Origin of the sequence: Phenylobacterium sp. (assembly GCF_030681155.1) — a bacterium.
Classification (GTDB): domain Bacteria; phylum Pseudomonadota; class Alphaproteobacteria; order Caulobacterales; family Caulobacteraceae; genus Phenylobacterium.
In genome coordinates this window covers 57,048-83,262 of record NZ_JAUXXE010000002.1, presented here as the reverse complement: position 1 = coordinate 83,262, position 26,215 = coordinate 57,048, and the positions used below count along the sequence as shown (strand labels likewise).

General features: G+C 66.5%; 29 protein-coding genes. 15 read left to right on the top strand and 14 right to left on the bottom strand.

The window, feature by feature from the left end:
* Window position 1: 1 nt before the first annotated feature.
* A complete protein-coding gene (locus tag Q8M13_RS00620) occupies window positions 2-757 on the bottom strand; it encodes an ABC transporter ATP-binding protein (protein WP_305297680.1) in 756 nt (251 codons plus the stop codon).
* Window positions 754-1,896 carry an ABC transporter permease gene (locus tag Q8M13_RS00615; protein WP_305297679.1) on the bottom strand — a complete coding sequence of 381 codons (1,143 nt, stop codon included), beginning with the start codon at window positions 1,894-1,896 and terminating at the stop codon, window positions 754-756. The genes Q8M13_RS00620 and Q8M13_RS00615 overlap by 4 nt, the downstream gene beginning before the upstream one ends.
* Window positions 1,897-2,058: 162 nt before the next feature.
* Between Q8M13_RS00615 and Q8M13_RS00610 the strand changes: the two genes are divergently transcribed.
* Window positions 2,059-4,131, top strand: a complete 2,073-nt coding sequence (locus Q8M13_RS00610) for a S46 family peptidase (protein WP_305297678.1) — start codon at window positions 2,059-2,061, stop codon at window positions 4,129-4,131.
* Between the two features lie 95 nt (window positions 4,132-4,226).
* Complete coding sequence (locus tag Q8M13_RS00605; RefSeq protein ID WP_305297677.1) at window positions 4,227-4,547, top strand: DUF6665 family protein; 321 nt, start codon at window positions 4,227-4,229, stop codon at window positions 4,545-4,547.
* A gap of 5 nt (window positions 4,548-4,552) precedes the next feature.
* Here the strand turns inward: Q8M13_RS00605 and Q8M13_RS00600 are convergent, their stop codons facing one another.
* Window positions 4,553-5,035: a MarR family winged helix-turn-helix transcriptional regulator gene (locus Q8M13_RS00600; protein WP_305297676.1), complete on the bottom strand. Its 483-nt coding sequence runs from the start codon at window positions 5,033-5,035 to the stop codon at window positions 4,553-4,555.
* Complete coding sequence (locus tag Q8M13_RS00595; protein WP_305297675.1) at window positions 5,032-5,451, bottom strand: organic hydroperoxide resistance protein; 420 nt, start codon at window positions 5,449-5,451, stop codon at window positions 5,032-5,034. The genes Q8M13_RS00600 and Q8M13_RS00595 overlap by 4 nt, the downstream gene beginning before the upstream one ends.
* A 162-nt stretch (window positions 5,452-5,613) precedes the next feature.
* Between Q8M13_RS00595 and Q8M13_RS00590 the strand changes: the two genes are divergently transcribed.
* From Q8M13_RS00590 to Q8M13_RS00580, 3 genes are all read left to right on the top strand, one after another.
* Window positions 5,614-6,891 carry a NupC/NupG family nucleoside CNT transporter gene (locus Q8M13_RS00590; RefSeq protein ID WP_305297674.1) on the top strand — a complete coding sequence of 426 codons (1,278 nt, stop codon included), beginning with the start codon at window positions 5,614-5,616 and terminating at the stop codon, window positions 6,889-6,891.
* 35 nt (window positions 6,892-6,926) lie between these two features.
* Entirely contained in the window at window positions 6,927-7,550 is a 624-nt protein-coding gene (locus Q8M13_RS00585) for a glutathione S-transferase family protein (RefSeq protein ID WP_305297673.1), read from the top strand.
* Between the two features lie 66 nt (window positions 7,551-7,616).
* Window positions 7,617-9,347: an amidohydrolase gene (locus tag Q8M13_RS00580; protein ID WP_305297672.1), complete on the top strand. Its 1,731-nt coding sequence runs from the start codon at window positions 7,617-7,619 to the stop codon at window positions 9,345-9,347.
* On the opposite strand, the gene Q8M13_RS00575 is transcribed toward Q8M13_RS00580, so the two are convergent.
* Genes Q8M13_RS00575 through Q8M13_RS00560 form a run of 4 tightly spaced genes read right to left on the bottom strand, consistent with a single transcriptional unit; the run spans window position 9,344 to window position 11,527 of the window.
* Complete coding sequence (locus tag Q8M13_RS00575; RefSeq protein WP_305297671.1) at window positions 9,344-10,342, bottom strand: LLM class flavin-dependent oxidoreductase; 999 nt, start codon at window positions 10,340-10,342, stop codon at window positions 9,344-9,346. The two genes, Q8M13_RS00580 and Q8M13_RS00575, sit on opposite strands and share 4 nt — an antisense overlap.
* Window positions 10,339-10,803 (bottom strand): GNAT family N-acetyltransferase, encoded by a 465-nt coding sequence (locus tag Q8M13_RS00570; RefSeq protein WP_305297670.1) that lies wholly within the window; start codon window positions 10,801-10,803, stop codon window positions 10,339-10,341. Before Q8M13_RS00570 ends, Q8M13_RS00575 begins: the two co-directional genes overlap by 4 nt.
* Window positions 10,804-10,811: 8 nt before the next feature.
* A complete protein-coding gene (locus Q8M13_RS00565; RefSeq protein WP_305297669.1) occupies window positions 10,812-11,063 on the bottom strand; it encodes a hypothetical protein in 252 nt (83 codons plus the stop codon).
* Complete coding sequence (locus Q8M13_RS00560; RefSeq protein ID WP_305297668.1) at window positions 11,060-11,527, bottom strand: PaaI family thioesterase; 468 nt, start codon at window positions 11,525-11,527, stop codon at window positions 11,060-11,062. Before Q8M13_RS00560 ends, Q8M13_RS00565 begins: the two co-directional genes overlap by 4 nt.
* A 99-nt stretch (window positions 11,528-11,626) precedes the next feature.
* Here Q8M13_RS00560 and pcaF point away from each other — a divergent pair, with 99 nt between their 5' ends.
* The 7 genes from pcaF to Q8M13_RS00525 all read left to right on the top strand — a co-directional run bounded on the left by pcaF (window position 11,627) and on the right by Q8M13_RS00525 (window position 17,613).
* Window positions 11,627-12,835 (top strand): 3-oxoadipyl-CoA thiolase, encoded by a 1,209-nt coding sequence (pcaF, locus tag Q8M13_RS00555; RefSeq protein ID WP_305297667.1) that lies wholly within the window; start codon window positions 11,627-11,629, stop codon window positions 12,833-12,835.
* 1 nt (window position 12,836) lies between these two features.
* Window positions 12,837-13,388 carry a hypothetical protein gene (locus Q8M13_RS00550; RefSeq protein WP_305297666.1) on the top strand — a complete coding sequence of 184 codons (552 nt, stop codon included), beginning with the start codon at window positions 12,837-12,839 and terminating at the stop codon, window positions 13,386-13,388.
* A gap of 14 nt (window positions 13,389-13,402) precedes the next feature.
* Window positions 13,403-14,551, top strand: coding sequence for an acyl-CoA dehydrogenase family protein (locus Q8M13_RS00545; RefSeq protein ID WP_305297665.1), 1,149 nt, complete (start codon window positions 13,403-13,405; stop codon window positions 14,549-14,551).
* The gene (locus Q8M13_RS00540) at window positions 14,551-14,832 is read left to right on the top strand and encodes a DUF3253 domain-containing protein (RefSeq protein ID WP_305297664.1); all 282 of its coding nucleotides are present in this window, start codon (window positions 14,551-14,553) and stop codon (window positions 14,830-14,832) included. Before Q8M13_RS00545 ends, Q8M13_RS00540 begins: the two co-directional genes overlap by 1 nt.
* Before the next feature lie 23 nt (window positions 14,833-14,855).
* Window positions 14,856-15,440 (top strand): uracil-DNA glycosylase family protein, encoded by a 585-nt coding sequence (locus tag Q8M13_RS00535; RefSeq protein WP_305297663.1) that lies wholly within the window; start codon window positions 14,856-14,858, stop codon window positions 15,438-15,440.
* Window positions 15,437-16,474 (top strand): alpha/beta hydrolase, encoded by a 1,038-nt coding sequence (locus Q8M13_RS00530; protein ID WP_305297662.1) that lies wholly within the window; start codon window positions 15,437-15,439, stop codon window positions 16,472-16,474. Before Q8M13_RS00535 ends, Q8M13_RS00530 begins: the two co-directional genes overlap by 4 nt.
* A gap of 62 nt (window positions 16,475-16,536) precedes the next feature.
* Window positions 16,537-17,613, top strand: coding sequence for a Glu/Leu/Phe/Val dehydrogenase dimerization domain-containing protein (locus Q8M13_RS00525; RefSeq protein WP_305297661.1), 1,077 nt, complete (start codon window positions 16,537-16,539; stop codon window positions 17,611-17,613).
* 156 nt (window positions 17,614-17,769) lie between these two features.
* On the opposite strand, the gene Q8M13_RS00520 is transcribed toward Q8M13_RS00525, so the two are convergent.
* Both Q8M13_RS00520 and Q8M13_RS00515 read right to left on the bottom strand, forming a co-directional pair.
* Window positions 17,770-18,234, bottom strand: coding sequence for a carboxymuconolactone decarboxylase family protein (locus Q8M13_RS00520; protein ID WP_305297660.1), 465 nt, complete (start codon window positions 18,232-18,234; stop codon window positions 17,770-17,772).
* An 81-nt stretch (window positions 18,235-18,315) separates the two neighbouring features.
* On the bottom strand, window positions 18,316-18,531 hold the full coding sequence (locus Q8M13_RS00515; protein WP_305297659.1) for a hypothetical protein: 216 nt from the start codon (window positions 18,529-18,531) through the stop codon (window positions 18,316-18,318).
* 109 nt (window positions 18,532-18,640) lie between these two features.
* On the opposite strand from Q8M13_RS00515, the gene Q8M13_RS00510 reads away from it, so the two are divergent.
* Window positions 18,641-19,939 (top strand): lanthionine synthetase LanC family protein, encoded by a 1,299-nt coding sequence (locus Q8M13_RS00510; RefSeq protein WP_305297658.1) that lies wholly within the window; start codon window positions 18,641-18,643, stop codon window positions 19,937-19,939.
* Between the two features lie 9 nt (window positions 19,940-19,948).
* Here the strand turns inward: Q8M13_RS00510 and Q8M13_RS00505 are convergent, their stop codons facing one another.
* The 3 genes from Q8M13_RS00505 to Q8M13_RS00495 all read right to left on the bottom strand — a co-directional run bounded on the left by Q8M13_RS00505 (window position 19,949) and on the right by Q8M13_RS00495 (window position 24,147).
* The gene (locus Q8M13_RS00505) at window positions 19,949-21,256 is read right to left on the bottom strand and encodes an MFS transporter (protein WP_305297657.1); all 1,308 of its coding nucleotides are present in this window, start codon (window positions 21,254-21,256) and stop codon (window positions 19,949-19,951) included.
* A 165-nt stretch (window positions 21,257-21,421) separates the two neighbouring features.
* Window positions 21,422-23,683 (bottom strand): xanthine dehydrogenase family protein molybdopterin-binding subunit, encoded by a 2,262-nt coding sequence (locus Q8M13_RS00500; protein ID WP_305297656.1) that lies wholly within the window; start codon window positions 23,681-23,683, stop codon window positions 21,422-21,424.
* Window positions 23,680-24,147: a (2Fe-2S)-binding protein gene (locus Q8M13_RS00495; protein ID WP_305297655.1), complete on the bottom strand. Its 468-nt coding sequence runs from the start codon at window positions 24,145-24,147 to the stop codon at window positions 23,680-23,682. Before Q8M13_RS00495 ends, Q8M13_RS00500 begins: the two co-directional genes overlap by 4 nt.
* 173 nt (window positions 24,148-24,320) lie before the next feature.
* Between Q8M13_RS00495 and Q8M13_RS00490 the strand changes: the two genes are divergently transcribed.
* Window positions 24,321-24,803 carry an SRPBCC family protein gene (locus Q8M13_RS00490; protein ID WP_305297654.1) on the top strand — a complete coding sequence of 161 codons (483 nt, stop codon included), beginning with the start codon at window positions 24,321-24,323 and terminating at the stop codon, window positions 24,801-24,803.
* 7 nt (window positions 24,804-24,810) lie between these two features.
* Here Q8M13_RS00490 and Q8M13_RS00485 read toward each other — a convergent pair whose 3' ends face one another.
* On the bottom strand, window positions 24,811-25,542 hold the full coding sequence (locus tag Q8M13_RS00485; protein ID WP_305297653.1) for a hypothetical protein: 732 nt from the start codon (window positions 25,540-25,542) through the stop codon (window positions 24,811-24,813).
* Window positions 25,543-25,668: 126 nt separating this feature from the next.
* Here Q8M13_RS00485 and Q8M13_RS00480 point away from each other — a divergent pair, with 126 nt between their 5' ends.
* Window positions 25,669-26,175 (top strand): DUF1993 family protein, encoded by a 507-nt coding sequence (locus Q8M13_RS00480; protein WP_305297652.1) that lies wholly within the window; start codon window positions 25,669-25,671, stop codon window positions 26,173-26,175.
* Window positions 26,176-26,215 lie beyond the last annotated feature (40 nt).

The window sequence follows — 26,215 nt, the reverse complement described above, 5'->3', positions numbered from 1 at the left end:
TCTAGGCCTTGATGAGCTCGTGGCGCCGGTCGCCGGTCGGAGCGTCCACGGCGCGCGTGCGCCGGTCGTCCAGGATGCGGCCGTCTTCGATATGGATGACGCGGTCGGCATAGGCCTCGAGCCGCGGGTCGTGGGTGACGCAGATCACCGCCGCCCCATGCTCCTTGGCCGCCCGCTGGAGTAGCTGAATGACGATCTGGCCATTCTCGCCGTCGAGTGCGCTGGTCGGTTCGTCGGCGAACAGCAGGCGCGGCTCCTTGGCCAGGGCGCGGGCGATCGCGACGCGTTGCTTCTCGCCTCCGGAGAGCTCGGCAGGGCGCTGGTTAAGGCGCGCGCCCAGCCCGACCTCGGTCAGGGCGACGGCGGCGCGGTCCTTGGCCTCGGCTGGGCTGAAGCCCTTGTATTTCAGGATCGTCGTCACCTGCTGCAGGGCGGTCAGAGCCCCGAACAGGTTGAAGCCCTGGAAGATGAAGCCGCAGTTATCGAGGCGGAACTTGTCGATCTTCCCGGGGCGCTGACTCCAAAGATCCTCGCCCAGGGCGGTGACCTGGCCTTCGTCGGGCTTCAGCAGGCCCGACAGCGAGGCGATGAGGGTCGATTTGCCCGACCCCGACGGGCCCATGACCATGGTCATTTCGCCATGGCGGCAGTCGAAGTCGACCGACTTCAGCACCTCGATATGGGTCCGGCCGGTCTTGAAGCGCTTGACCAGCCCGGTTCCCTGGAGGGCGATGGGATTGATGGCTTGGCCGTTCATCGCAGCAGGTCCGCCGGTTGGCTTTTCTTGAGGATGCCCAGGGCCATCAGGCCCGAGGCGAGCGAGATCGCCATCAGCAGCACGCCCACGGCCGCCATCCAGGTCACCGGAAAGCCCATCGGCAGGCCGCTGCTGCGAGCCAGCAGCGAGACGAGGAAGGTGAAGAGGGCGGTGGCCCCAAGACCGACGACTCCGACCCAGAACGACAGCTCCAGGACGATCAGGCGCAGCGATCCCATCGACACTCCGAGCGCCCGCAGCGAGGCGAATTCCTTGATGTTCGCGAGGATCGCGCCGCGCAGGGTCTGGGAGGTGATACCGACCCCGATCAGGAAGCCCAGGAACACGGAGAAGCCGAGGAAGACGCCGATGATCTGTTCCTTCATCAGCGCGCTCTCATTGGCCTTGGCCAGTTCGGGCCGCGTCCAGGCGCGATAGGCGCCCTTGGCGTCGGCGTTGAGTTGGTCGCGTACGGCCTCGGCCTGGCCTGGATCGCGCAGCCGCACCATCAGCGGACCGGTCTTCTCGCCCTTCTCGGCCATGCCCAACCGGCGCAGCGTATCGCGGGACACCACGATCGAGGCCTGGTTGATATCGGGATAGCCGTCCAGCAACGCCCGGATGCGGACCGTCTTTCCGTTGACCGTGGCTGTGTCACCGAGCTTTACGCCAAGGCGGTTCTGGGCCGAACGGTCGATGACGATGGCGTTTGGCTCCATCAGGGCCAGACGCACGTTCTCCGGATAGTCGACCGGCAGGGTCAGGGCGCCTTCCTGGGTGTCGACCATATTGACTTGCACCCAGGTCGTGACCTGCTTCTGGCCGCCCTCGGGCTGATTGGTCCAGCGGCCGCCGCCGCCGTCGAAGCTGGCGACCTCCACGACGTTCGGATTGAGGTAAAGCTGGGGGCCGATCCGCCGTGGAAGGCTGGAGGGGCCTGAATTGATGAGGCTTTCGGACTTGGCCGGCATGATCATCAGATCGGCGCGGGAACGGTCGATCGTGGCGGTCGCGGCCTGGATCATACCTGTGAACATGCCCACCTGGGCCAGGATCAGCAGCCCCGAAAAGGCGAGCGCGATCACCGCCGCCAGATAGCGGCGCCATTCATAGATCAGGGTCGCTAGGGCCAATGACATGGGCGTCTCCTCAACCGAAGCATGTGATGCACGTGGGCGCTGTAGCCTAGTTAAATCGAGGTAAGACGACGGGGTCGGTGCTGGTCACGCTGGCGGGCAAACGTTACGGAGTTACATCCAGCGAGCCCCTACGAGCGCTCGCGCACATCAGGTTGCTGACGAATGATCCCATTGAAGTTCGGCGCGGGCCTCGGCCTCGCCGCCGCTTTCGCGATTTCCGCAGGGCCCGCCTTCGCCGATGAAGGCATGTGGACCTACGACAATTTTCCCACCGCCAAAGTCAACGCGGCCTACGGGTTGAAGCTCGACCAGCCGTGGCTGGACCGGGTGCAGGCCGCCTCGGTGCGACTGACCACCGGCTGCTCGGCCTCGCTGGTGTCGAAGTCGGGCCTGGTCCTGACCAACCATCACTGCGTGGTCGAGTGCGTCCAGGATCTCTCGTCGGAGAAGACCGACTTCGTAAAGGAGGGCTTCGCGGCCGCCACGCGCGAGGAAGAGAAGAAGTGTCCGGGGATGCAGGCCGAGATCCTCACCTCGATCACCGACCTGACCAAGGACATCCAAGCCGCGACGGCTGGAAAGACCGGCCAGGACTTCATCCGGGCGCGTGATGCGGCGATGGCCGCGGCTGAACAAGCCACCTGCGCTGGCGATCCGCAACTGCGTTGCCAGGTGGTCAGCCTGTATCGCGGCGGTCAGTTCAAGCTCTACAAGTACCGCAAGTACGCTGACGTCCGGCTGGTCTTCGCCCCCGAGTTCGCCACGGCGTTCTTCGGCGGCGACCCGGACAATTTCAACTTCCCACGCTTCAATCTCGATGTTGGCTTCCTGCGCCTCTATGAGGGCGGCAAGCCGGTCTCTACGCCCCAGCACCTGACCTGGGTCTCGCGCGCGCCGAAGGAAGGGGAGGCGACGTTCGTCTCCGGCAACCCCGGCTCGACGAACCGCCTGATGACCATGTCCCAGCTTGAGACCCTGCGCGACCTGACCATTCCGGTCGGTCAGCTGCAGCGCTCGGAAATGCGCGGCCGTTTGACCCGCTTCTCCGAGGAGTCGGCTGAGCATAAGCGCGTCGCCACCGATCCGCTGTTCGGGATCGAGAACTCCTTCAAGGTCTTCTACGGCCAGCAGTCGGCCCTCAACGACAAGACCTTCATGGACGCCAAGCGCGCGCAGGAAGCCGAGCTGAAGGCCAAGATCGCCGCCGACCCGAAGCTGGCGGCTGAGATCGGCGACCCGTGGGCCGAGATCGCGAACGCCCAGACCGCCTACGCCAACAACTATCTGCGCTACCGCCAGATCGAGGGCGGGGCGACCTATTCCAACCTCTATCACTACGCCGAGATGCTCGTGCGCGCTGCGCAGGAGCAGGCCAAGCCGAGCGCCGAGCGTCTGCCTGAATACGCCGAGGCCCGTCTGCCGCTGCTCGAGAAGCAACTGCTGGACGTCAAGCCGATCGACGCCGAGCTTGAGGAGGTCTCGCTAGGCTTCTGGCTGTCGAAGACCCGCGAATATCTGACAACCGACGATGCGGCGGTGAAGGCCGTGCTCGGTAAGGAAAGCCCCGAGGGCTTGGCCAAGCGCACGGTCGCCGGCTCCAAGCTGGCTGACCCCGCCGCTCGCAAGGCGCTGTGGGACGGCGGCCTGGCCGCCATCCAGGCGTCTGACGACCCGATGATCCAGCTCTTCCTGCGCAACGACCCTGCCGCTCGCGCGGTGCGCAAGACCTGGGAGGCCGAGGTCGCCGGTCCCACCGACCGCGCCGCCGAACGCGTGGCCCGGGCCAAGTTCGCCGCCTATGGCGATGCGGTCTATCCGGACGCGACGTTCACTCCGCGTCTCTCCTATGGGAAGGTTGCAGGCTGGACCTATCGCGGGACCACCGTGCCGGCGACGACCAATTTCGCTGGTCTCTACGAGCGGGCGACCGGAGCCGAGCCCTATCAGCTTGCGCCCCGCTGGGTCGCGGCCAAGGGCAAGGTGAACCCGGATACGGTCTATAACTTCGTGACCACCAACGACATCATCGGCGGCAACTCCGGCTCGCCGGTGGTCAACGCCAAGGGCGAAGTCCTGGGCGCGGCCTTCGACGGCAATATCCACTCGCTGGGCGGCGCCTTCGGCTATGACGGCTCGATCAACCGGACCGTGGTCGTGGCCACCTCGGCGGCGACCGAGGCGCTGTCCAAGGTCTACGGCCAGACCGCGTTGGTGAAGGAGCTGACGGGGAAGTAGCTCCCACGCCGTTCGTCATCCCTGGCTGAAGCGAAGCTGGGGATGGCGAACCGGCCGCGCTTGCGCCGCGAGCGGGCCGCGCCATATTCGAGGCCATGTCCAGCCTCCGCATGCCCCAGGGTTCACGGTCGCCGTTCCAGACCGGCGCCAACATCCTCGATATTGAGATCCAGCAGGAGCGCAGCGCCGCGCTCGGCGCGGCCGGTCAGCGCATTGAGAAGGCCCTGGCCGCGCTACGTGAGTTCGACGCTTCGGGCGGGGATCCCGCCCTTCGCCCCCCGATCCTGAAAGAAGCGGCGACGGCGGTTTGGTACTATTTCATCCAGCGTGAAGCCTGCGGCATCCGCGATCAGCGGCCGGCCATCGAGCACTATGCGATCCCGCGCGAAGTGCTGATGCGGCTAGGCGCTCGGTAGGGCGCTCAGCTCGCCGCCTTCATCTTGCGCGCCAGATCCTGAAGCGTCGTTCGAAGTTCTACGATCTCGTCGAGCGGCAATTGAAGCTGGCAAGCTAGCGCCGTTGGAACCTCACCCGCCTTTTCGCGCAGCGCTTCGCCGGTTTGCGTGAGGGCGATCTGCACGCGCCGCTCGTCTTCCGCGTCGCGGGTGCGGGTGACGAAGCCCGCCGCTTCGAGGCGTTTCAGCAACGGGGTCAGGGTGCCCGAGTCGAGTTCCAGCGCCTGACCTAAAGCCTTCACTGTACGCGGCGCCTGTTCCCACAAGGCCAACATGACCAGGTACTGCGGATAGGTCAGGCCCAACGGCTCCAGTAGCGGGCGATAGGCGCGGGTCACCAGCCCGCTTGCCGCATAGAGGGCGAAGCAGAGCTGGTTATCGAGGCGCAGGTGATCGCCGGCCGCCCTTGCGGCCGGCGTCTGGGTCTTGGTTTTGGTCTTCGTGGTCATCCTGCCTGTACGGATATCGCAACATCGACGTTGCCGCGAATGGCGTTCGAGTAGGGGCAGACCTCGTGCGCGGCCGCGACCAGGGCCTCGGCGGCGGCTTGATCGAGGCCTTGCGTCTCGACATCCAGCGCCACGCCCAGCTTGAAGCCGCCTTCGGCGCGGGGATGCAGCTCGACGGTCGCGGTGACGGCCGCCCCGGTCAGAGGGATCTTCTGCTGGCCGGCGATGTAACGCGCGGCGTTTTCGAAACAGGCGGCGTAGCCGGCGGCGAACAACTGCTCAGGATTGGTGCCGCCGCCCTTGCCGCCCATCTCGCGGGGCAGGGCCAAGTCCAGACTCAGCAGACCGTCCTGAGATTCAACGTGGCCGGCGCGGCCGCCGACGGCGCGGGCTTGAGTGGCGTAAAGAGCGGTCATCCGATTTTCTCCAATTCAATTGTGTACAATCTAAATATGCCGATGTCGCTCTGCGTCAAGTGGCGATGTAACAAGCGCGGCGCTGCGTCTGCTTGCGTGGCATATGGCCTCCGTAGTCAATAGCGGCAAAGCTGCCCGAATCCCGGGGGGCGGGGGCTTTCGATGTTTCGACCAGAAAACGCTCAGAGCCTTGTCGGCCTGGCCTTCGTGCTCGCCGTCTGCTGGGTGCTGTCTGAGAACAGACGGGCGTTTCCGTGGAAACTGGCCCTGGGCTCGATCGCCGTGCAGGTGGGGTTGATCCTGCTGCTGTTCGGGCTGCCTGGCGCGCAGGGCGTGATCGAGGCGCTGAACGCCGGCGTCGACGGCCTGGCGGCCGCGACCGCCACCGGCACTCAGTTCGTGTTCGGTTACATGGGCGGCGGCGCCCAGCCCTATGCGGTGACCGACGCCGGGGCGCTATTTGTGTTCGCCTTCCAGGTGCTGCCGCTGATCCTGGTGATCTCGGCGCTGTCGGCCCTGCTCTGGCATTGGAATATCCTCAAGTGGATCACGCGCGGCTTTGGCCTGCTGTTCCAGAAGACCATGGGCCTGGGCGGCGCCTCGGCTTTGGCTGTCGCAGTGAACATCTTCCTGGGCATGATCGAGAGCCCGATCGTCATCCGCGCCTATCTCGACAAGCTGACCCGTTCAGAGCTGTTCCTGATGATCGTGGTGGGGCTGGCCACCGTCGCCGGCTCGACCATGGTCGCCTACGCCACCATCCTGAAGACAGTGCTGCCCAATGCGGCGGCCCACGTGCTGGTGGCTTCGATCATCTCTGCGCCGGCCGGTATCCTGCTCGCGCGGATCATGGTGCCGGAGAAGGAAGGGCAGGGCGGTTTCTACGCCGACTACGGCTCGCTGCTGAAATACGACTCGTCAATCGACGCCATCAGCAAGGGCACGATGGACGGCTTGACCGTGGTGCTGAACATCTCGGCCATCCTGATCGTGTTCGTGGCCTTCGTGGCCATCGGCAACGGCCTGTTGTCAGTGTTTCCGCCGGTCTACGGCGAAGCCCTGACCATCGAACGCATCCTGGGCGTGATCTTCGCGCCGCTGGCCTGGGCCATGGGGATCCATTGGGACGAAGCGCTTAAGGCTGGCTATCTGCTGGGCGTGAAGCTGATGCTGACCGAGTTCATCGCATTCATCCAACTTGGCGCGGTGCCGGCCGGCGAGATGACCGAGCGCACTCGGATGATCCTCACCTACGCCCTATGCGGCTTCGCTAACGTCGGGTCAGTCGGGATAACGGTGTCGGGCATGGGCGTGCTGATGCCCGAGCGGCGCAACGAGATCATTGGTATGGTGTGGAAGGCGCTGATCGCCGGCTTCCTGGCCACCTGCATGACCGGAGCGTTGGTGGGCGCCATGCCGCACGAACTGTTCGGACTGTAAGAAGAGGCGGCCGCAAGAGCCGCTGGGAGGAAGGCATGAAGCTCTACGACACGCCCTTGGCGCCCAATCCGCGCCGCGTGCGCTGGTTCATGGCCGAGAAGGGGATCGAGGACATCGAGATCGTGTCCCTGAATCTGATCGAGGGAACCCACAAGCAACCGGAATACCTCGCCAAGGCCGGCCTGCCCAACGTTCCGGCGTTGGAGATGAACGACGGAAGCACCGTCACCGAATCCATCGCCATCTGCCGCTATCTGGAGGCGCTCTACCCGGAGCCCAATCTCTTCGGCCGGACGCCGGAAGAAACCGCGGTGATCGAGATGTGGATGCGGCGGGCCGAAATGATGGTCGCCACCCCGTTCATGATGGGCGTGCGCCACAGCCATCCGGCGCTGGCGGCGCTGGAAACCCAGAACCCGGAAATCGCCGAGTACAATAAGGCCCAAGGGCTACGGGCGCTGAAGGTGCTCGACCGCCGGCTGGCCGAGGCCGAGTGGCTGGCCGCCAATCGCTTGACCATCGCCGACATCGTCGGCTTCATCGGCATCGACTTCACCCGCATGATCAAGCTGGTGATCCCTGAAGAGTTGCAGAACGTCCATCGCTGGGCCGAGGCGATGCGCGCGCGGCCCGCCGCGAAGGCGGCCATGCGCAGTTGATGCGATCGGGGCGCCGGCCGGCGTCCCGCCTTCGAACCGATCTCGACGAATTAAGGTGTTCCTCCGATGATTTCGTCCCTCGTCTCCGCGCTGGCTGGTCTCGCGCTTCTTGCTCCGGCGAGCGGCGGGGCGGCCGACAGCGTCTATCTGCATGGCTTGGTGATAACGGTCGACGAGGCCCAGCCCAGGGCCCAGGCCGTGGCGGTGAAGGACGGCAAGATCCTGGCCGTTGGTTCCGACGCCCAGGTGTCAGCCCTGAAGGGGCCGACGACGCGCGTGGTCGATCTGGCCGGCAAGACCATGGTTCCGGGATTCATCGACGGGCACAGCCATATCGCCGACATGGTGCTGGGCTGGAATCTGACCGACCTGTCGCCGCCGCCGGTCGGAACGGTGCGCGACATCGCCGGCTTGCAGGCGGCGATGCGCGGCGCCTTGGCGCGAGCCGCGCCGGGTGACGAGATGCTGCTGGGGTCGGGCTACGACGACTCGTTGTTGGCCGAGCGCCGCCATCCGACCGGCGCCGAACTGGATGCGGTGTCGGCCACCCGTCCAATCTGCGTCGGCCACGTCTCGGGTCACCTCGCGGTGTGCAACAGCGCCGCGCTGAAGCGGCTGGGCTTCGTCAAGGGCGCACCAAATCCGCCCGGCGGCGTGATCGCGCGCGACGCGTCCGGCGAGCCTACCGGGTTGCTCGAAGAGCAGGCGATCTTCGCAGTGTTCGCGGCCCTGCCGCCGATGACGCCGGAGGCGGCGGCCAAGAGCTTCGACGAGATCCAGACCTATTACGCCAGTCTTGGCTACACCACCGCCCAGGACGGCCAGACCGCCAGCCCGGCCACCCTGGCGATGCTGTTGAAGGCCCGGGCCGAGAAGCGTTTTAAGATAGACGTCGCCGCCTATCCGAAATGGACCTTGGCCGAGAAGATGGTCGCCAACAACGGCCTCAAGATCGGTGGGCCCTATGAGAACGGTCTGAAGTTCGCCGGGGTCAAGATCACCCAGGACGGCTCGCCACAGGGCAAGACCGCCTATCTCGAAAAGCCGTATTTCCATCCGCCGCATGGCGCGGCCGCGGACTATCGCGGCTATCCGATCATGCCGCAGGCCGAGCTGGACGCCTGGTACGAGAAGTTCGCCGGCCTGGGCTGGCAGGTGCAGACCCACTGCAATGGCGACGCCTGCATCGACATGCTGATCAAGGCCGTCGAGAAGGCCGAAGCGGCCCATCCCGGCTATGTGGCGACGCGGCCGGTGGTGATCCATTCGCAGGTGACACGGCCCGAGCAGTTGAGCGCCTACAAGCGCCTGGGCGTCTTCCCGTCCTTCTTCGCCGAGCACACCTTCTATTGGGGGGACTGGCACCGTGACGAGACGTTGGGCCCGGCGCGCGCCGCCTTCATCAGCCCGACTGCGGCGGCCTTGAGGGAAGGCCTGCACTTCAGCCTGCACACCGACGCTCCCGTCGTGCCGCCCGCGCCGATGCACGCCTTGTGGAGCGCCGTGAACCGCACGACCCGCAGTGGTGAGGTCCTGGGGCCGGACCAGCGAATCGCGCCGATGGACGCGTTGCGCGCCCTGACCATCTGGCCAGCCTGGCAGCATTTCGACGAGGCGAGCCGCGGCTCGATCACCGTCGGCAAGAAGGCCGATCTTGTGGTGCTGGGGGCGGACCCGTTGAGCGTTGATCCCGCGACCATCAAGGACATCCCCGTCCTCGCCACGATCAAGGACGGCCAGCCGGTCTACGAGGCCGGCAAGACCGTCGTGGCGCGTAAGGCGTTCGCCCAGCCCTAGGCGCTCTTGATCAGCTCCAGCGAGCGTATCCGGCTTTCCAGGCTCGGGCCGACCGCCATCACGAAGAGTTCGTCCGCGCCGGTGGCGCGGGCCTTTTCATCAAGGCGGGCCTTCACGTTGGCCGCGTCGCCGACGATGGCGCGCGCCATGACGCCGGCCATCCTGGGATCGCCCGCGCGCTCGGCCAAGTATTCCTGGGCCTCGGGGATGGACCGGAACCGGCGGCGTTCCCCATCAAGGGTGGCCAGGTTGCCGGCTCGCATAGGCGCGGCCAACCGCTCGGCTTCCTCGGCCGTGTCTGCGGCCAGCGCGATGGTTGCTACGCCCGCCCAGGGCTTGTCGCGAAACACCGAGGGCTCGAACGCCTGGCGATAGGCCGCGACCGAAGGGCCGCCCTCGGTGCGGGCGATGAACTCGGCGAACACCATGCCGACCCCTGCCGCGCCCGCGAACTGGGCGCTCTCAGGCGATGAGCACAGCATGAAGAGGTCGGGGTGCGATGGGCCGGACGGATTGGCATGGATGTCGTGGGCCGGATGAGCGGCGGTGATCGGCTCGGTTCCCGAGGCGTCGAGCAGCCAGGCGTTCAGGAGAGAAAAGTAGTGCGGGAAGGCGTCCGACATCGCCGAGCGCAGGGCCGCGCCGGTACGGCCGTCCGTACCAAGCGCGCGCCCGACTCCAAGGTCGATGCGTCCCGGCGCCAAGGCCTCCAATTCCATGAACACCTCGGCCACTTTGAGCGGCGAGTAGTTCACCAGCATCACCCCGCCCGAGCCGAGGCGAATGGTCTTGGTGACCTGGGTCAGGGCCGCGATCAGGATCTCCGGGGCCGGAGACGAAAGCGTGCCGATGTTGTGGTGCTCGGCCACCCAGAAGCGGTGATAGCCCAGGCGTTCGGCGGCCTTGGCGACCTCGATGGTGTCGCGCACGCCTTGGGCCTGGGTGCCATCCCCGCTGACCGGCGAGAGGTCGAGGGCCGAGAGGGTGTAACTCATGCTGAGGTTCTTCTCGAAAGGGCCGCCCACTCCGGGCGGGTCAAGATCATGCCTTCGCCCAACAGATCATCGCCGCCGCCCTGGATGAATCCTTCCCGTCCATAGACGTGTCTGGCCCGGCGATTGCCCGGCCGAACGTGAAGGTCGAGGGCCTGGGCGTCGCTGGTCTCGAAGAGCCAATCAACAACGTCGCGCAGCAACGCTGTTCCAGCGCCGGCGCCAGGTGAATCCACCGCGATGCGACGTAGCCGAACGGTGGGCTCGCGGAACTTCTGCAGGATCGTAAAGCCGGCAAGGGCGGCGCCGGCGCGATAGCCGAAGTAGCGAGCGTCGGCGGAGGTCAACTCGGCGGCGTGAATTTCGGCGGTCCAGCTATGGATGAAGGCGTCATAGCCAGGCAGGCGCTCGATGCGCATGACCTCGGCGAGATCCTCCTCCGACAGTGAGACGAGGTCCGCCATGGCCGCTGCTACTTCTTCCGCAGTTCCCGCAGGATCTTCCGCGCGCCGAAGGCCGTCACCAGGCCCGCGAACAGGCAGAGCACGATCTCCATCGAGAGGTCGAAGATCTGGGTCGACGCCGTCATGCCTCGCGTCCGGCTCATGATCAGGAACAAGGTGATGTCCATCGCCATGAATAGGAAGACCGGGCCGGCCAACAGCACCATGGCCGCGCCGGGGGCGATCTGCTTCCAGCTCTCGGGGCTCAGTTTGCGGCTCATGCGGCGTCCCTTGGGCGGGTTTTCTTGATGACCGCAGAGAAATTCATGACCGGCTCGTCGCCGGTGGTGATCAGGCCGCGGACGAAGACCATGCTGCGGCCGGCCTTGACGACCTCGCCGCGGCACTCGACCAGCGAGCCCTGCGGCACCGCGCCGACGAACTCGCCGTTGAAGGTGGCGGTGACGCTGCGGCTGTCCTGCAGGACGTCGCGAGCGATCACGAACAGGCAGTAGTCGGCGAAGGTCATGATCGCCCCGCCGTGCATGAAGCCGCCGCCGTTCATGTGATGCTTCTCGGCGCGCATCGCGCAGACCGGGCGGCCGTTCTCTTCGACCTTAAAGTAGAAGGGGCCGGCGTGGTCCTCGAACGGGTCGCTGCCATAGAGCGTCCAGCCCGCCCATTCGCCGTCCTCGACGACTTGGTGCTTCCAACCGCTGACCGTCTGTTCCTCGCCGCCGTCCATTCCGTCTCCCCCAGACCCTGGTAAGGGTTTGCTCGCCGCGCGCTCAAACACTAGTTTGCCGGCCTATTCACCAAGCGACCTAGGCGGCAGGGAAACACTATGCAAGGCCGGACTGTTTATCTGTGCGGAGGACTCCGCAGCCCTATCGGCCGCTATGCCGGTGCGCTTTCCAAGGTCAGGGCCGACGATCTGGCCGCCCATCCGCTGAAAGCCCTGATGGCCGTCTATCCCAAGCTGGACTGGGAGCGGGTGGATGAAGTCATCTATGGTTGCGTGAACCAGGCCGGCGAGGACAACCGCAACGTAGCGCGCATGGCGCTGCTGCTGGCGGGCATGCCGTCGAGCGTCCCGGGCATCACCGTGAACCGCCTCTGCGCCTCGGGCCTGGACGCCGTGATCGCCGGCGCCCGCGCCATCGCCTCGGGCGAAGCCGACCTGATCGTGGCCGGCGGCGTGGAAAGCATGAGCAGATCGCCCTTCGTCATGGCCAAGCCGGACACCGCCTTCTCGCGCAGCCCAGAGATCTACGACACCACCATCGGCTGGCGGTTCGTTAACCCGGCGCTGAAGAAAGCCTATGGCGTCGACGCCATGCCCGAGACCGCCGAGAACGTCGCCACCGACTATCAGATCAACCGCGAAGACCAGGACGCCTTCGCCCAGCGCAGCCAGGCCCGCGTCGGCGCCGCGCGCGCCAAGGGCTTCTTCGAGGGCGAGATCGCGCCCCTGACCATCAAGGACCGCAAGGGCGATATCGTCGTTTCCCAGGACGAGCACCCGCGCCCTGACACCACGCTGGAGGCCTTGCAGGGCCTGAAGCCTATCGTCCGCGAAGGTGGCACTGTCACAGCCGGCAACGCCTCGGGCGTCAATGACGGCGCGGCGGCCTTGCTGCTGGCCTCGGCGGAAATGGTCCAGAAGCTGGGCCTGGAACCGCTCGCCCGCATCGACGGCGGCGCCGCCGGCGGTGTTGCGCCCCGGGTCATGGGCGTCGGCCCGGTCCCGGCGGTCGAGAAACTGACCGCGCGTCTGGGCATCACCCCGCGCGACTTCGACGTCATTGAACTGAACGAGGCGTTCGCCGCCCAGGCCCTGGCCTGCACCCGCGCTTGGGGCCTAGACGACGACGCGCCGCATGTGAACGCCCACGGCGGCGCCATCGCCATCGGCCACCCGCTGGGCGCCTCGGGCGCGCGGCTTGCGCTCACCGCTGCGCGTACGCTGTTCCAAACGGGCGGCGAGCGGGCGCTGGCCACCATGTGCGTCGGCGTCGGCCAAGGCTCGGCGCTCGCGCTCGCCAAGGCCTGACGTGCGGCTGATCGCTTTCGCGGCGGCGATTGGCGCCCTGGCCTCGGCGGTTCACGCCGAGACGCCGGAAACGACGGCCCCCAAGCCGCCGGCCAACCTGATCGCGGCGCTGGAGGCGGCGGGCCTGGATCCTCGCACCAAGGTCGAGGGCGGCTCGGTCCAGGTTGTGCTGGGCCAGCGGGCGGTCTTCCACCTGGACGCCGACGGCAAGCCTGTCCTCAACGACGTCGAGGCCGGCCGCGTCGATCTGGCCACCGCCAATGGCGCCGGCGAGACCTATAAGGGACCTGGCGTCGGCAAGCTCGCCTTCGCCCTGGATTCTTCGCCCGAGAAGCGACAGTCGATCATGAAGGTCTGGAACGGTCTGGCCCGCCCCGTCGCCTACGAGGTAGAGATCACCGCCCTGCGTCGCGGCCAGCTCATGAAGCGCATGGCCACCATCTGCACGGTGCCGGCGGGCGGCGCGACCCATGAGGTCTGGCCCGATCCGATCGTCAGCGTCACCCTGTCCAAATTCGCCGAAACCCCGGCCGATAAATTCATCTGCCAATAGCCGAGACACCGAACATGGCCCTCGACCTCGAAACCCGCGAGCAACTGATCGACACCGTCCGCCGGTTCGTCACCGAACGCCTGCGTCCGCTGGAGGCGCAGGTTTCGGAGGATGACGCGATCCCAGGTGAGGTGATCGAGGAAATGAAGGGCCTTGGGCTCTTTGGTCTGTCGATCCCCGAAGAGTACGGCGGGCTCGATCTTTCTATGGAAGACGAGTGCCTAGTCGGGGTTGAGCTCGGCCGCACCAGCCCGGCCTTCCGCTCGGCCTTCGGCACCAATGTCGGCATCGGCAGCCAAGGGCTGGTGATGTTCGGCACCGAGGCCCAGAAGGCCAAGTATCTGCCGGGCATCGCCTCGGGCGAAATCATCACCTCGTTCGCCCTGACCGAGCCGGAAGCCGGGTCCGACAGCGCCAACGTCCAGACCCGCGCCATCCGCGACGGCGATTTTTATGTCCTGAACGGCACCAAGCGTTTCATCACCAACGCCAACAAGGCCGACCTGTTCACGGTCATGGCGCGCTCCGATCCCAGCAAGCCGGGCGGCGGCGGGGTCAGCGCCTTCCTGGTCGAGCGGAACCTGCCGGGCCTGTCGGTCGGCAAGCCCGAGAAGAAGATGGGCCAACAGGGCGCGCACATCTGCGACGTCATCTTCGACAATGTCCGCGTGCCGGCCGAGAACCGCCTGGGCGCTGAGGGCGAGGGCTTCAAGGTCGCCATGCAGGTGCTGGATCGCGGCCGCCTTCATATCTCGGCGGTCTGCATCGGGGTGGCCGAGCGGCTGCTGGCTGACTGCGTGGCCTATGCCTCCGAGCGCAAGCAGTTCGGCCAGGCGATCTCCGGCTTCCAGCTCATCCAGGGCATGATCGCCGACAGCAAGACCGAGGCGCTGGTGGCCAAGGCGATGACCATGGAAACCGCCCGGGCTCGCGACGCCGGCAAGAGCGTGACCATGGAGGCGGCCGCCGCCAAGTACTTCGCCTCGGAAATGGTGGGCCGCGTCGCCGACCGCGCGGTGCAGATCTTCGGCGGCGCAGGCTATGTCGCCGACCACGGTATCGAGCGGTTCTACCGAGACGTACGCATCTTCCGGATCTATGAGGGCACCAGTCAGATTCAGCAGGTGGTCATCGCCCGCGAAACCATGAAACGAGGCGGCTGATGAGCGTCGATATGGAAGCCGTGATCCTCGAGGTCCTGGGAAAACTGCCGGCCGGGAAATCGGCTTCGTCCGAAGAGGTGGCTCGCGCCGCCGATAATGATAACTGGCGCCGGCTGACCGGTCACGTGCGCTCGACCGCGCGGGGCCTGGCCCGCCAGGGCAAGATCGTCATCACCCGTCACGGCAAGCCGGCCGACCCGGAGAAGTTCAAGGGCGTCTATCGCCTACGGATGCCGATGGAAGGCGAGAGCGTCTCGCCGTCGCAGGACATGGCGGAGTAGGGCGCAATCCCTATATCGGCGATATGAGCCTCGAGGCTGTTCTCGCCGATATCGCCGCCTGCCGGGCCTGCGCGCCTGAGTTGCCGCATGAACCCCGGCCTGTGGTGCGCGTCTCGCCGCAGACGCGGCTGCTGATCTGTGGTCAGGCTCCCGGGCGGCGCGTGCATGAAAGCGGCCTCCCGTTCACCGATCCCTCCGGCGATCGCCTACGCGGCTGGATGGGCCTCGACTACGAGACATTCTATGGCCGCCCCGAGATCGGGGTTGCGGCGATGGCTTTCTGTTTTCCAGGGACCAATCCCAAGGGCGGCGACTTCCCGCCGCCACCACGCTGCGCCCAGCTTTGGCGACCGCAATTGCTGCAGCAGTTGCCGCAGGTCGAACTGACCCTGCTGGTCGGCGGATACGCCCAGGAGTGGGCGCTGGGCGGGCGTATGCAGGCGAACATGACGCAGACCGTTCGAGCTTGGCGTGACTATGCTCCAGCGATATTGCCCATGCCGCATCCTTCGTGGCGCAATACAGGTTGGTTGAAGCGCAACCCGTGGTTCGAGGACGAGGTGACGCCCTATCTTCGCCAACGGGTCCTGGAGATACTGCGACCGTGAGACGCCTCGCCGCCATTTCCGCCGCCATGATGCTCAGCGCCTGTACGCCGTTGATGGTGCAGCAGGCCGGGGCGCCGCCGATGGGCTTCCAGGGACCGCGTCTGGAAAACGACGTCTTCGTTTCCTTCGACGGCGCGCGGCTGGGGCTGACGCGTTGGGAGGCTGAGGGAGAGTCGCAGGCGGTGGTCGTCGCTCTGCACGGCATGAACGACTACGCCAACGCCTTCCACTTGGCCGCGCCCTATTGGGCCAAGAACGGCGTCACCACCTACGCCTTCGACCAGCGGGGTTTCGGACGCTCGCCCAATCGCGGCATCTGGGGCGGCGATGACCTGATGGTCGAGGACCTGCGCACCATCACCGCCGTGGTCCGCAACCAGCATCCCGTCGTGCCGGTGATCGTCGCTGGCGAGAGCATGGGCGGGGCGGTGGCGATCGAGGCCTTCGCTTCTGATCGTCCGCCGGCCGCGGACCGACTGATCCTGATGTCGCCCGCCGTCTGGGGATGGTCGAACCAACCGCTGCCCTACAAGACCATGCTGTGGCTGGCCGCTCGGTTTACTGCTGGCAAGGTCTATGAACCGCCGCGCTGGCTCACCAGTCGCGTCCAGCCGACCGACAATCATGACGAACTGCGCGCCATGGGGCGCGACCCGCTGATGGTCTGGGGCGCGAGGTCCGACACACTCTACGGGCTAGTGGCGATGATGGAGCGGGCCTGGCAGGCGACCGGGGCGGTGAAGGTTCCGGTCCTCTACATCTACGGCGCCCACGACGAGATCATCCCCAAGGAACCGGCCTTCGAGGCCGCCGCCAAGCTCAAGCCGACCGATCGCTCAGCCTACTATTCCAAGGGCTGGCATCTGATGACCCGCGACCATCAGGGGCCGGTGGTCTGGGAGGACCTGTTGTCGTTCATTCGCGACCCCCAGGCGCCGCTGCCGTCCGGAGCTCCCACCATTCCCGGTTCGCCGACCCAACCGAACGCGCCGATCGACGCAGAAGCGGCGCGGAAGATCCAGGCAGGCTTGTGATGCGCCCAGGGCGGGCGTAGGGAATTCGGCAATCTCTTCCACTGTCTCGCGGCGAGTGCGGCATGACCTTGTTCGATTCCCCCGCTTTCGAAGGACATGAAGGCGTCCATTCGTTCTACGACGAGAAAACCGGCCTCAAGACTATCATCGCGGTTCACTCCACCGCCCGCGGCCCGGCCGCCGGAGGATGCCGCATGTGGCCCTATGCAAGCGCCGATGCGGCGTTGGAGGACGCCCTGCGCCTGTCCCGCGCCATGTCCTACAAGAACGCCATGGCCGACCTGGAGTTGGGCGGCGGGAAGGCCGTGATCATCGGCGACAGCCGGACCATGAAGACGCCGGCCCTGTTCGAGGCCTTCGGCCGCGCCGTCGACAAACTGGGCGGCAGCTACTGGACCGCCGAGGATGTCGGGGTCTCGCCCGCAGACCTGATGAGCGCCCGCAAGCAGACCCGTTTCGTCGCCGGGCTTGAAGGGCATGCCGCCGCATCCGGCGATCCAAGCCCGGTGACCGCCGAAGGCGTTTTTCGCGGTGTGCGGCTGGCGGTCCGGCGCGCCCTGAACCGCGACCTCGACGGAGTCACCGTCGCCATCCAGGGCGTGGGCCACGTCGGCGCCTATCTGGCTGAAAAGCTGCATGCGGCCGGCGCCAAGCTGATCATCACCGACGTCAACGAGACCGCGCTGGCCGAGATCGCGGCGCGTACGGGCGCGCAAGTCGTGGCGCCGGGCGCGATCTTCGATGTCGAGGCCGATGTCTTCGCGCCTTGCGCGATGGGCGGGGCGATCAACGCCGCCACCTTGCCGAGGCTGAAAGCCAAGGTGATCGCCGGCGGCGCCAACAACCAGCTCGCTGATCTCGAGATTGGCCGCCAAGTCTTCGAGCGCGGCATGCTCTACGCGCCGGACTACGTGATCAATGGCGGCGGCATCATCAATGTCGCCGGTGAGATCCGCGCGTTGGAGCAGGGCGGCGCCTTCGACCCTGCCTGGGTCGCGGCCAAGCTCGACCGGTTGACCGCGACCTTAGAAGAGGTGCTCGACCGCGCCGTGACCGAAGCGCGCCCGACCCACGAAGTCGCAAACGAAATGGCCAAGGCGCGGATCGCGCAGGCCGAGGCGCAGCGGTTGGCGGCCTAGGTCTGCTCGGGGATAGATGCTCCCCCGCTGGGGGAGCTGTCAGCAAAGCTGACTGAGGGGGACTTTGACCCGTGCGGTCGCAGGCCCCCTCCGTCTCGTCGCTTCGCGCCGATCCACCTCCCCCAGCGGGGGAGGATCTAAATCAAGGCTACGCCCCTACGCCGCCTTCTCGACCGACCACTTTCGCGGGTGCTGGGACCGGAAGCCGACGGCCAGGCGGTTCCAGACGTTGATGGCGCCGATCAGCATCGTCAGCTTTACGGCTTCGGCCTCGTCGAACTCTTCGCGCATGACCGCATAGTCGGCGTCCGGCGCGCGGGTCTGGGCGATGAGGGTCAGCGACTCCGTCCAGGTCAGGGCCGCCTTCTCACGCGGCGTGAACAGCGAGGATTCCCACCAGGCGGCCAGCAGGTGCAGACGCTCCTCGCTCTCGCCGGCGGCGCGGGCGTCGCGGGTGTGCATATGCAGGCAGAAGGCGCAGCCGTTGATCTGCGAGGCGCGGGTCTTCACCAGTTCGATCAGGCTGTGTTCCAGGCCCGAGGACGCCACAGCGGTCTCGAACGCGGTCATGGCGGCGATCATTTCGGGCGCGGCGGCGAAGGGGTTCAGGCGGGCTGACATGGGGAGGTCCTTGTTGCGGTGTCGCCGTGGTGGGCGTTCGACAATAGGACGGAGCAGCCGGCCCGCTTGTGACACGCGGCGCTAGAGGAACCTTGGAAGCACGTAGATCGCCATCAGGACCAGGGCGATGACCACAACGATCAGGCCGGCATGTTTGCGCCCGCCCAGCATGGAGCCGCCGGTCTTGGCTTGGCGCGCAGCCTTCGCCTGGGCGGCTTTCGCGGCCGCTTCCTTGGCCTGCAGGGCCTTGCGACGCTCATTCAGGTCGACGACCTGCGGCTTTTCTTCGCGCTTCATGCCCATCGATCTAACACGCCCTCGCCAGCAGGCCACCCATAGGGTGCGTTGACAGGTCCTAGCCTGCGAGCCAACACCAGATCCAATGATAAGAACGGGAGGATGTCCAATGGGCGCCTATATGCAGGCCGCGCTTGAAGCGGTGAATTTCATTGGCGCCCAGCGGTTGGAGGGACGTACCAAATGGCGCCGCGCCGACGATGCGGGCGGCTCCGACTACGGCCTCTATCACGGCTCGTCCGGCATCATCTTGCTGCTGCTGGAACTGCACGCGGCCACCGGATCGGCGCAGGCCCTGGAGCAGGCCATCGCGGCCGGCGAGGAAGTCGCCGCCCATCTGGCCCGGATCGACAGTCTTTCGGTCAGCGCCTCGAACGGTTGGCCAGGCTACGCCTTTGCGATGAGCGAACTGGCGCGGGTCAGCGGGCGCGAGGACTTCCGCGCCCTCGCCGGAAACTGCCTGCAGCGCCTGCGCGACCAGGCCAAGCCCCTGGGTGCGGGCATTGGCTGGATCGAGCCGGCGCCGTTCTCGGAAATCACCGGCTTCACGGGCGAGCGGGAAATCTACGACCAGTCTGTCGGCGCGGCGGGCGCGGGCCTCGTCATGCTCTACGGCGATCGCAACGACCTGCACCCCGACGCGCTGGACTGGGCGGTGGCGGTCGGCGAGCGGTTGCTGGAGGTGGCCGAGAGCGATCCTGACGGCCTGCGCTGGCGGCTGATGTCGGACATGCCGTTCGCCTTCACCGCTCCCAATTTCGCCCATGGTGGCGCGGGCGTGGCCTACTTCCTGGCCGAGCTTTACAAGTCAACCGGCGACGAACGTTTCCTGGCCGCGGCCAAGGAGGGCGCGCGCTATGTGCTTAGCCGCTCCAGTTCGGTCGGCGACGGCCGCCTCGTCTGTCACACCGAGGAGGCGCGCAATCCCATCTTCTACCTGGGCGCCTGCCATGGACCGGCAGGCACGGGCCGGCTGTTCCTCGAGCTCTACAAGATCACCGGCGAGGCCCAGTGGCTGGAGGAGGCGAAGGCCCTGACGAAGGGGCTGCTGAGCTTGGGCGCGCCGGAGACCCGTTCGAAGGGCTTCTGGAACAATCACGGTCAATGCTGCGGTGACGCTGGCGTGGGGGAATACGCCCTGCTGATGGCGCGGCGCACGGGCGACGAGGCTTATCTCGACCTGGCCCGGCGTTGCGCGGCGGTGATTTTGGAGAACAGCACCATGGACGGTGATCGCCGCCGCTGGATCCAGGCCGAGCATCGCGACCGGCCGGAGTTCCTGCAGGCCCAGACCGGCTACATGCAGGGCGCGGCCGGCATCGCCAGCTTCCTGATCCATCTGGACACGGCCTTGGCGGGCCAGCCGGTGAAGATCGCACTTCCCGACTGGCCGCAAGAGGTTGGCTAAGAACCGGGGCTAGGAGTGCCGGGCGGTTCTCGGCTCCTTGACCAGCGTGATCAGCACGATCAGCGCGGCGATCAGGAAGGCGATCGAGATCGAGAACATCGGGCCGTAGCCGAGGGTCGAGGAGATCACGCCCCCCAGCAGCGGTCCGATGGAGCCCATGATGCCCTCGGCGGTGGCCGAGAAGGCGATGCGCATCGGCATTTCGTCGCGGTCGCCGAACTCCAGGATCATGGTGCCGGCGCTCATCATGTAGCCCGACTGCGCCGCGCCTAGACCCGAGAAGGCCAGGAAGATCGGCAGGAAGTCGTGCGCGCCCATCAGCAGGACGGTCGAGCCGACCCACAGCAGCAGGGAGATCAGCATGATCAGCCGGAAGCCGGTCTTGTCGCCAAGATAGCCCCAGACCAAGTTCGAGATGGTGTCGGCGCCCAGGAACGCCAGCGAGAGCAGGCCGAGGTTCTTACCGTTCAGCTCGATGGTGGACGAGGCGAACAGCACGTAGAAAGGCACCGCCATCCGCGCCGTGATCGCCAGCATCTGCACGATCATGAAGTAGAGGAAGCCTTTCTCGGCCAGTAGAGCCGGGAAGTCCTTGAACCGGTCGATCAGGCGCGAGCGGGCTCGCACGGTCGGCGGTTCCGGCTCGATCATCAGCAACCGCAACGCCGTCAGGCCCAGGCTGGTCAAGGCGAAGGCGAAGATGAAGGTCGTTGAGTAGCCGTTGCCGAACAGGTTCGCGTCGATGAAGTAGCGCCCGGCCAGATAGGCTAGGCCTGCGGCGATCAGGCCCCCGGTGGCGTTGCGCCAGGCCTGTAATCGACCGCGTCGGCTGATAGGGATCACCTTGGCCAGCAGCATGGAGAACACCACCCGCTGGGTGCCCATGAACAGGCCGAACAGGAACATGAAGCCGATGATGGCGACGACCCGGCTCTGGCCCGACAGGAACCAGCCGGCGAGCGCCATGCCGATGATCTGCAGGCGGGCAAGGCCGCCCATCCATAGCGCGGCGGGCATCACCTTGGTGCGGTGCTCGACTTGGTTGGCGCCGACGATGGGGCTGAGCACCCCGCCGAGTTGCTGGAGCGCCAAGCCCAAGCCGACGATCGTGTTCGAGCCCGACAGCATGTGCAGATAGGCGGGCAGGAAGGTCGGAGCGTTGATCAGCCGGAAGCCGGTCATGCCCAGCATGCCGTGCAGATAGTGGCCGATATAGTTGCGCTTCAGATTGGCCCAGACGAACTTTTCGTAGGCGGCCTCTTTTTCCGCCAGGGTCGGCTCTGTCGCGCCGATAGCTTCGGGCGCAGCCTCAGCCACGCCCTCCTCCTCAAATTTTGTTTCCAACAGCGTTCCGTCCGCGCGCGGATCGCAAAAGGGTCGCGCGGGCGACTCCCTAATTATGACGGCTTAATTTAATGCCGACCGTCGTAGCAGAGTCTTGTGACGCGGGGGAAGTGGCCCGGCGCCTCGCGCCGATCTTTCTCAGGCGCGTGTCTTCAGCGCCGTCAGGACAGCGTCCGGACGGATCGGCAAATGCCGAACCCGCGCGCCGCTGGCGCGGAAGATGGCGTTGCCGATGGCGGGGCCGACCACGGTGGTCGCAGGCTCGCCCAATCCGACCGGCGCCTCGGTGCTTTCGATGAACTCCACCTCGATTTCCGGCACGTCCGCCATGCGTAGGGGCGTGTAGGAATCGAGATTGGTGTCCTGCACCTGGCCGTCGGCGAACTGGGTTCCCTCGAACAGCGCCAGGCTCATGCCCCACAGCGCCGCCCCTTCCATCTGGGCCAGGGCGCCGTCCGGCGAGACGATGGTTCCGGCGTCGACCACCAGGGTCAGCTTCTCGACCTTCACCGCGCCGGTGACGGGGTCCACATTGACCCTGGCGGCGCAGGCGACCCAGGTCGGCATGTCGCGTTCCTGGCCAAAGGTGGTGGCCAGGCCAAGGCCGGTGTTCTTGGGAAGGGCTTGACCCCAGCCGACCTTCTTGGCCAGCCGCGCCAGCACCGCCGCCTGCCGCTTGGCGCCGCCGACTGCGTTGGGCGCCGAGCCGGCGTTGCGGCCGGCCCCGTCCAGCATGGCCAGCCGGAAGGCCAGCGGATCCTTGCCGGCCGCCAAAGCCGCCTCGTCCATGAAGCTCTCGACCGCCCAGTTGGTCCAACCGGGTCCGACCGAGCGCAGCCAGCCCGGACGGAAGGCGATGTTGGCGAGGTCGTTCGGGACCGCGCGAACCCGCTGGGCGCCGACGCTGTACCAATGGTTCGCGCCGCTGATTGCGAAGGGGTCATAGGCGACGTCGTTCGCGCCCTTGGGCATGAAGAACGGGGCCATTACCTGGGTCGGCCAGCCGGCGGCGGCGGCGTGATCCATGGCGGTGACCTTGCCGCCCTCGCCAAAGGCCATCTTCACGACCTGGACCGAGGGCGAGCGGAACGAGTCGAACAGGGTGTCGTCGGACCGGGTGCAGACCATCTTCACCGGCTTGCCGATGGCCTTGGCCGCCAGGGCCGCGGGCACCGCATAGTCGCCGTTCAGACGCCGGCCGAACCCGCCGCCTAGCATGTAGGACTTCAGGACGATCTTGTCCTCGGGCCGGCCCAGCGCCTTGGACAGCCAGGGCAGCGCCAGCGATTGCCACTGGTTGCCGGTGTGGATCTCCATCACCCCGTCCTTCTCGAAGGCCAGGGCGTTGACCGGCTCCATCTGGAAGTGAAGGGCGCTGGCGGTGGTGTAGGTCCGCTCCAACTTCGACTTGGCGGCGGCGAAGGCGGCGTCGACGCCGGGATCCTCGACCACCAGAGACCCCGCCTTCGGATCGGCGATCAGCTCGGCCGAACGCTTCTGAAGATCGGCCTCGGAGGTCTTGGCGGTCTCGCCCGAGGTCCAGTTCACCTTGACCAGATCGCAGGCGTTGTTGGCGGCGACAAAGCTGTCGGCGAACACCATCACCCAGCCCGGCACAGTGTTCGACGGGTCGTCCAGCGCCAGGCTGCTGATGTAGCCGGGCACCGCCTTGGCGGCGGAGTCGTCGATTGAGACGACCTTGGACTGGTTGCGGGTCGGGGGGATCTTGGGGCGCGCGAAGACCATGCCCGGGACCTTGGCGTCGAGGCCGTAGAGCGCCGTGCCGTCGACCTTGGCCGGGATGTCGAGCTGCGTCGACGCCTTGCCGATCAGGCGGCGTTCGGAGGCTGGCTTGATCGGCAGCTTGCCGAGCTCGTCGGCGGTGAAGGTCCGGCCCATGTTCCCGCGGGCGACGATGTCGCCATAGGATATCGACTTGCCGCCCCCGCTGACTGCGCCGTTCCGCGCCGTGCAGGCCTTCGGATCGAGGCCGAGCAACTTGGCGCCTTCCTCAATCAGGGTGATGCGCCCGGCCGCCCCGGCCTGGCTCATCAGCGGATAGCTTTGCCAGACCGACCAACTGCCGCCTGTGACCATCAGGCCCCACTTGGCGGCGGAATCGACGTGATCGATCTTCACTTTCGACCAGTCCGCCTCGAGCTCGTCGGCGACGATGCGAGCGATGGCCGTACCGACATGCTGGCCCATCTCGGCGCGGATGACATTGACGGTCACCGTGCCGTCGCGACCGATGCGATACCAGATGGTCGGCTCGAATCCCTCGGCGGCCTCGGCCCCAATCGGGGCGGCCAGGCCCATCATCGCGCCGGCGGCGGCCACGGTGATCATGAAGCCGCGGCGGGTGGTCGCCGTGGGCGACGGGATCGGCATGGCGTTCATGCCCTGCTCCCTTGCGATCCGGCGGCGAGCTTGATCGCCTGTTTGATCCGGACATAGGCCATGCAGCGGCAGAGATTGCCGTTCATGGCGTCATTGATCTGTGCGTCGGTGGGATTGGGCGTGGTCTTCAGCAGGGCGGCGGCCTGCATTATCTGACCCGACTGGCAGTAGCCGCACTGCGGGGCCTGGGCCTTGATCCAGGCCACCTGCAATGGGTGGGCGCCTTTTGGATCCAGGCCCTCGATGGTGGTCACCTTGGCGCCCGCGGCCGCGTTGACCGGGGTCACGCAGGAGCGCACCGCTTCGCCGTTCAGGTGCACGGTGCAGGCGCCGCAAGCGCCGATGCCGCAACCGAACTTGGAGCCCGTCAGCCCGACCTCGTCACGGATCGCCCAGAGTAGCGGAGAGTCGTCGGGGGCCTTGATCGTGACCTTGCGGCCGTTGATCTCGAACGTCGTCGTCATACGGCTCAAGCCTCCAGACGGTGCAACTCTCCAGTGAGAGCGGACGCCAACCTTGGCCGCCGCGCAACTCATTTTTCGCGAGGCGCACGCCAGGAGGAAAAACCTGCTGCGGGCTGTAGGATCGCATTCACCAGCATCGTCCTTGCTTCGAACCCCTGTGATTGGAGATCGCGATGACGACGACGCAAACGCCGCCCGCCCATGACCGTGAACTGGTGCTCACCCGCATCATCGACGTACCGCGCGAGAAGCTCTATCGCGCCTGGACCGACGCCGAAGTGCTGAAGCAGTGGTTCGCGCCCAAACCGTTCACCACCCCGATCGCCGAACTCGACGTGCGCACCGGCGGCGCCAATCGGATCGTGATGCGAGACGCCGAGGGGAACGACTACCCGAACGCCGGGGTCTATCTGGAGGTCGTGCCTAACGAGAAGATCGTTTTCACCGACGCCTTCACCGAGGCGTGGGCTCCGTCGGACAAGCCCTTCATGACCGCGATCATAACCTTCGAGGATCTTGGGGACGGGCGCACCAAGTACATCGCCCGCGCTCGCCACTGGAGCGTGGCGGACCGCGAAACCCATGAGCAGATGGGTTTCATGGAGGGCTGGGGCATCTGCGCCGACCAATTGGCCGAGGTGGCGGCTAAGCTTTGAAGCTAGGCTAGGTCCACAGCCCCGGCTCGGCGGTCATCGTCGCCACCAGCTCCATCACCTGCGCCAGCGGGATGCAGCGGCCCAGGCGCTCCGCCTCGTGGGTGGCGACATAGATGCCGATCCATTGCAGCAGCGTTCTGTCGCCGCGTTCGGCGCGCAGGGCGACAGGGCCGCCGGAGCAGCCAGCCCCGCCGATGCCGTCGACATGAAAGGCGAACGGATTGAGCCGGTAGTCTGTGGCCAGGGTGAAACCTCGGGCGATCGGCGCGCTGCGCAGGATCGCCGCCCCGCCGGGGAAGCCGTAGATCAGCCCCGCCGACCCGGCGGTGAGCGGCAAGCCTTGGGTCACCACGTCGTAGTCGCCGAAGGCGCCTGCCATATTGATCGCCTGCGGGCGGGAAGGCAGGCGCACCGGAACGCCGGCCACGTCGATCGAGGCGTTGTGCGGGTCCTGATGCCAACGGAACCGGGGCGCTGTTCCGTCATAGAGAGGCGCGCTGAAGCCTAGCGTCTCGCAGTCCAGATCGTGGCCGTAGGTCTCGGGCCAAGTCGCCTCGGTCCCGCGGTTCTTGAAGTAGAAAGTATTGGGCCGCAGCAGGCAGTGCAGGGCGGTCAGCACGATGTAGCGGTCTTCGCCCACATGGTAGAGGAAGCCGGAAAACACCTGGTGGGGCTCGCCGTTCTTGAGGCGGGTGACGAGGCGTGGCGTGGCGAGCGCGAACGGGTCGAGAAGGTCCATCGATGGTCACGCTACGACCCCGCGGCGCCCGGCGTCGAGCGTTGATCTGCGGCGCATCGCAGGGGACGTCGCGCGGCCGCGCCTATAGAACCGGCTCGCGAGTCGCTTGGACCCGCTGGAGCAGTCATGACCCTTTCCATGTATCAGGCCTCGGTCCCCGTCTTCATCCAGGGCCTCACCGGTCTTGGCGGGGTGATCGACAAGGCCGCGGCCCACGCCGCTGAACGCAAGATCGACCCGGCCGCCCTGCTGCAGGCGCGGCTCTATCCGGACATGTTCCCCTTCGCCCGTCAGGTTCAGATCGCCACCGACTTCGCCAAGGGCGGCGCCGCGCGTCTGGCTGGCGTCGAGTTCCCTGCTTATGAGGACAGCGAAACCAGCTTTGAGGAATTGAAGGCCCGGGTCGACAAGACCATCGCCTTCCTCCGCACCCTCGACGCGGCTCAGATCGACGGCTCCGAAGAGCGCGACATCAGCCTGGTGCGCCGCGGTGAGACCAGCATCGTGAAGGGGCAGGCCTACCTGCTTGAGCAGGCGATGCCGAACTTCTACTTCCACATCACCACCGCCTACGCGATCCAGCGCCACAACGGCGTCGAGGTCGGCAAGCGCGTCTTCCTGGGTGCGGCCTAGCGGTCTGAGGGACCGAGGGGCTGGGCTCCTCGGTCCCATC

Coding starts and splice junctions, on each gene's coding strand:
- Q8M13_RS00620 (WP_305297680.1), bottom strand. CDS start 757: ATGAACGGCCAAGCCATCAATCCCATCGCCCTCCAGGGAACCGGGCTG.
- Q8M13_RS00615 (WP_305297679.1), bottom strand. CDS start 1,896: ATGTCATTGGCCCTAGCGACCCTGATCTATGAATGGCGCCGCTATCTG.
- Q8M13_RS00610 (WP_305297678.1), top strand. CDS start 2,059: ATGATCCCATTGAAGTTCGGCGCGGGCCTCGGCCTCGCCGCCGCTTTC.
- Q8M13_RS00605 (WP_305297677.1), top strand. CDS start 4,227: ATGTCCAGCCTCCGCATGCCCCAGGGTTCACGGTCGCCGTTCCAGACC.
- Q8M13_RS00600 (WP_305297676.1), bottom strand. CDS start 5,035: ATGACCACGAAGACCAAAACCAAGACCCAGACGCCGGCCGCAAGGGCG.
- Q8M13_RS00595 (WP_305297675.1), bottom strand. CDS start 5,451: ATGACCGCTCTTTACGCCACTCAAGCCCGCGCCGTCGGCGGCCGCGCC.
- Q8M13_RS00590 (WP_305297674.1), top strand. CDS start 5,614: ATGTTTCGACCAGAAAACGCTCAGAGCCTTGTCGGCCTGGCCTTCGTG.
- Q8M13_RS00585 (WP_305297673.1), top strand. CDS start 6,927: ATGAAGCTCTACGACACGCCCTTGGCGCCCAATCCGCGCCGCGTGCGC.
- Q8M13_RS00580 (WP_305297672.1), top strand. CDS start 7,617: ATGATTTCGTCCCTCGTCTCCGCGCTGGCTGGTCTCGCGCTTCTTGCT.
- Q8M13_RS00575 (WP_305297671.1), bottom strand. CDS start 10,342: ATGAGTTACACCCTCTCGGCCCTCGACCTCTCGCCGGTCAGCGGGGAT.
- Q8M13_RS00570 (WP_305297670.1), bottom strand. CDS start 10,803: ATGGCGGACCTCGTCTCACTGTCGGAGGAGGATCTCGCCGAGGTCATG.
- Q8M13_RS00565 (WP_305297669.1), bottom strand. CDS start 11,063: ATGAGCCGCAAACTGAGCCCCGAGAGCTGGAAGCAGATCGCCCCCGGC.
- Q8M13_RS00560 (WP_305297668.1), bottom strand. CDS start 11,527: ATGGACGGCGGCGAGGAACAGACGGTCAGCGGTTGGAAGCACCAAGTC.
- pcaF (WP_305297667.1), top strand. CDS start 11,627: ATGCAAGGCCGGACTGTTTATCTGTGCGGAGGACTCCGCAGCCCTATC.
- Q8M13_RS00545 (WP_305297665.1), top strand. CDS start 13,403: ATGGCCCTCGACCTCGAAACCCGCGAGCAACTGATCGACACCGTCCGC.
- Q8M13_RS00540 (WP_305297664.1), top strand. CDS start 14,551: ATGAGCGTCGATATGGAAGCCGTGATCCTCGAGGTCCTGGGAAAACTG.
- Q8M13_RS00535 (WP_305297663.1), top strand. CDS start 14,856: ATGAGCCTCGAGGCTGTTCTCGCCGATATCGCCGCCTGCCGGGCCTGC.
- Q8M13_RS00525 (WP_305297661.1), top strand. CDS start 16,537: ATGACCTTGTTCGATTCCCCCGCTTTCGAAGGACATGAAGGCGTCCAT.
- Q8M13_RS00520 (WP_305297660.1), bottom strand. CDS start 18,234: ATGTCAGCCCGCCTGAACCCCTTCGCCGCCGCGCCCGAAATGATCGCC.
- Q8M13_RS00515 (WP_305297659.1), bottom strand. CDS start 18,531: ATGAAGCGCGAAGAAAAGCCGCAGGTCGTCGACCTGAATGAGCGTCGC.
- Q8M13_RS00510 (WP_305297658.1), top strand. CDS start 18,641: ATGGGCGCCTATATGCAGGCCGCGCTTGAAGCGGTGAATTTCATTGGC.
- Q8M13_RS00500 (WP_305297656.1), bottom strand. CDS start 23,683: ATGAACGCCATGCCGATCCCGTCGCCCACGGCGACCACCCGCCGCGGC.
- Q8M13_RS00495 (WP_305297655.1), bottom strand. CDS start 24,147: ATGACGACGACGTTCGAGATCAACGGCCGCAAGGTCACGATCAAGGCC.
- Q8M13_RS00490 (WP_305297654.1), top strand. CDS start 24,321: ATGACGACGACGCAAACGCCGCCCGCCCATGACCGTGAACTGGTGCTC.
- Q8M13_RS00485 (WP_305297653.1), bottom strand. CDS start 25,542: ATGGACCTTCTCGACCCGTTCGCGCTCGCCACGCCACGCCTCGTCACC.
- Q8M13_RS00480 (WP_305297652.1), top strand. CDS start 25,669: ATGACCCTTTCCATGTATCAGGCCTCGGTCCCCGTCTTCATCCAGGGC.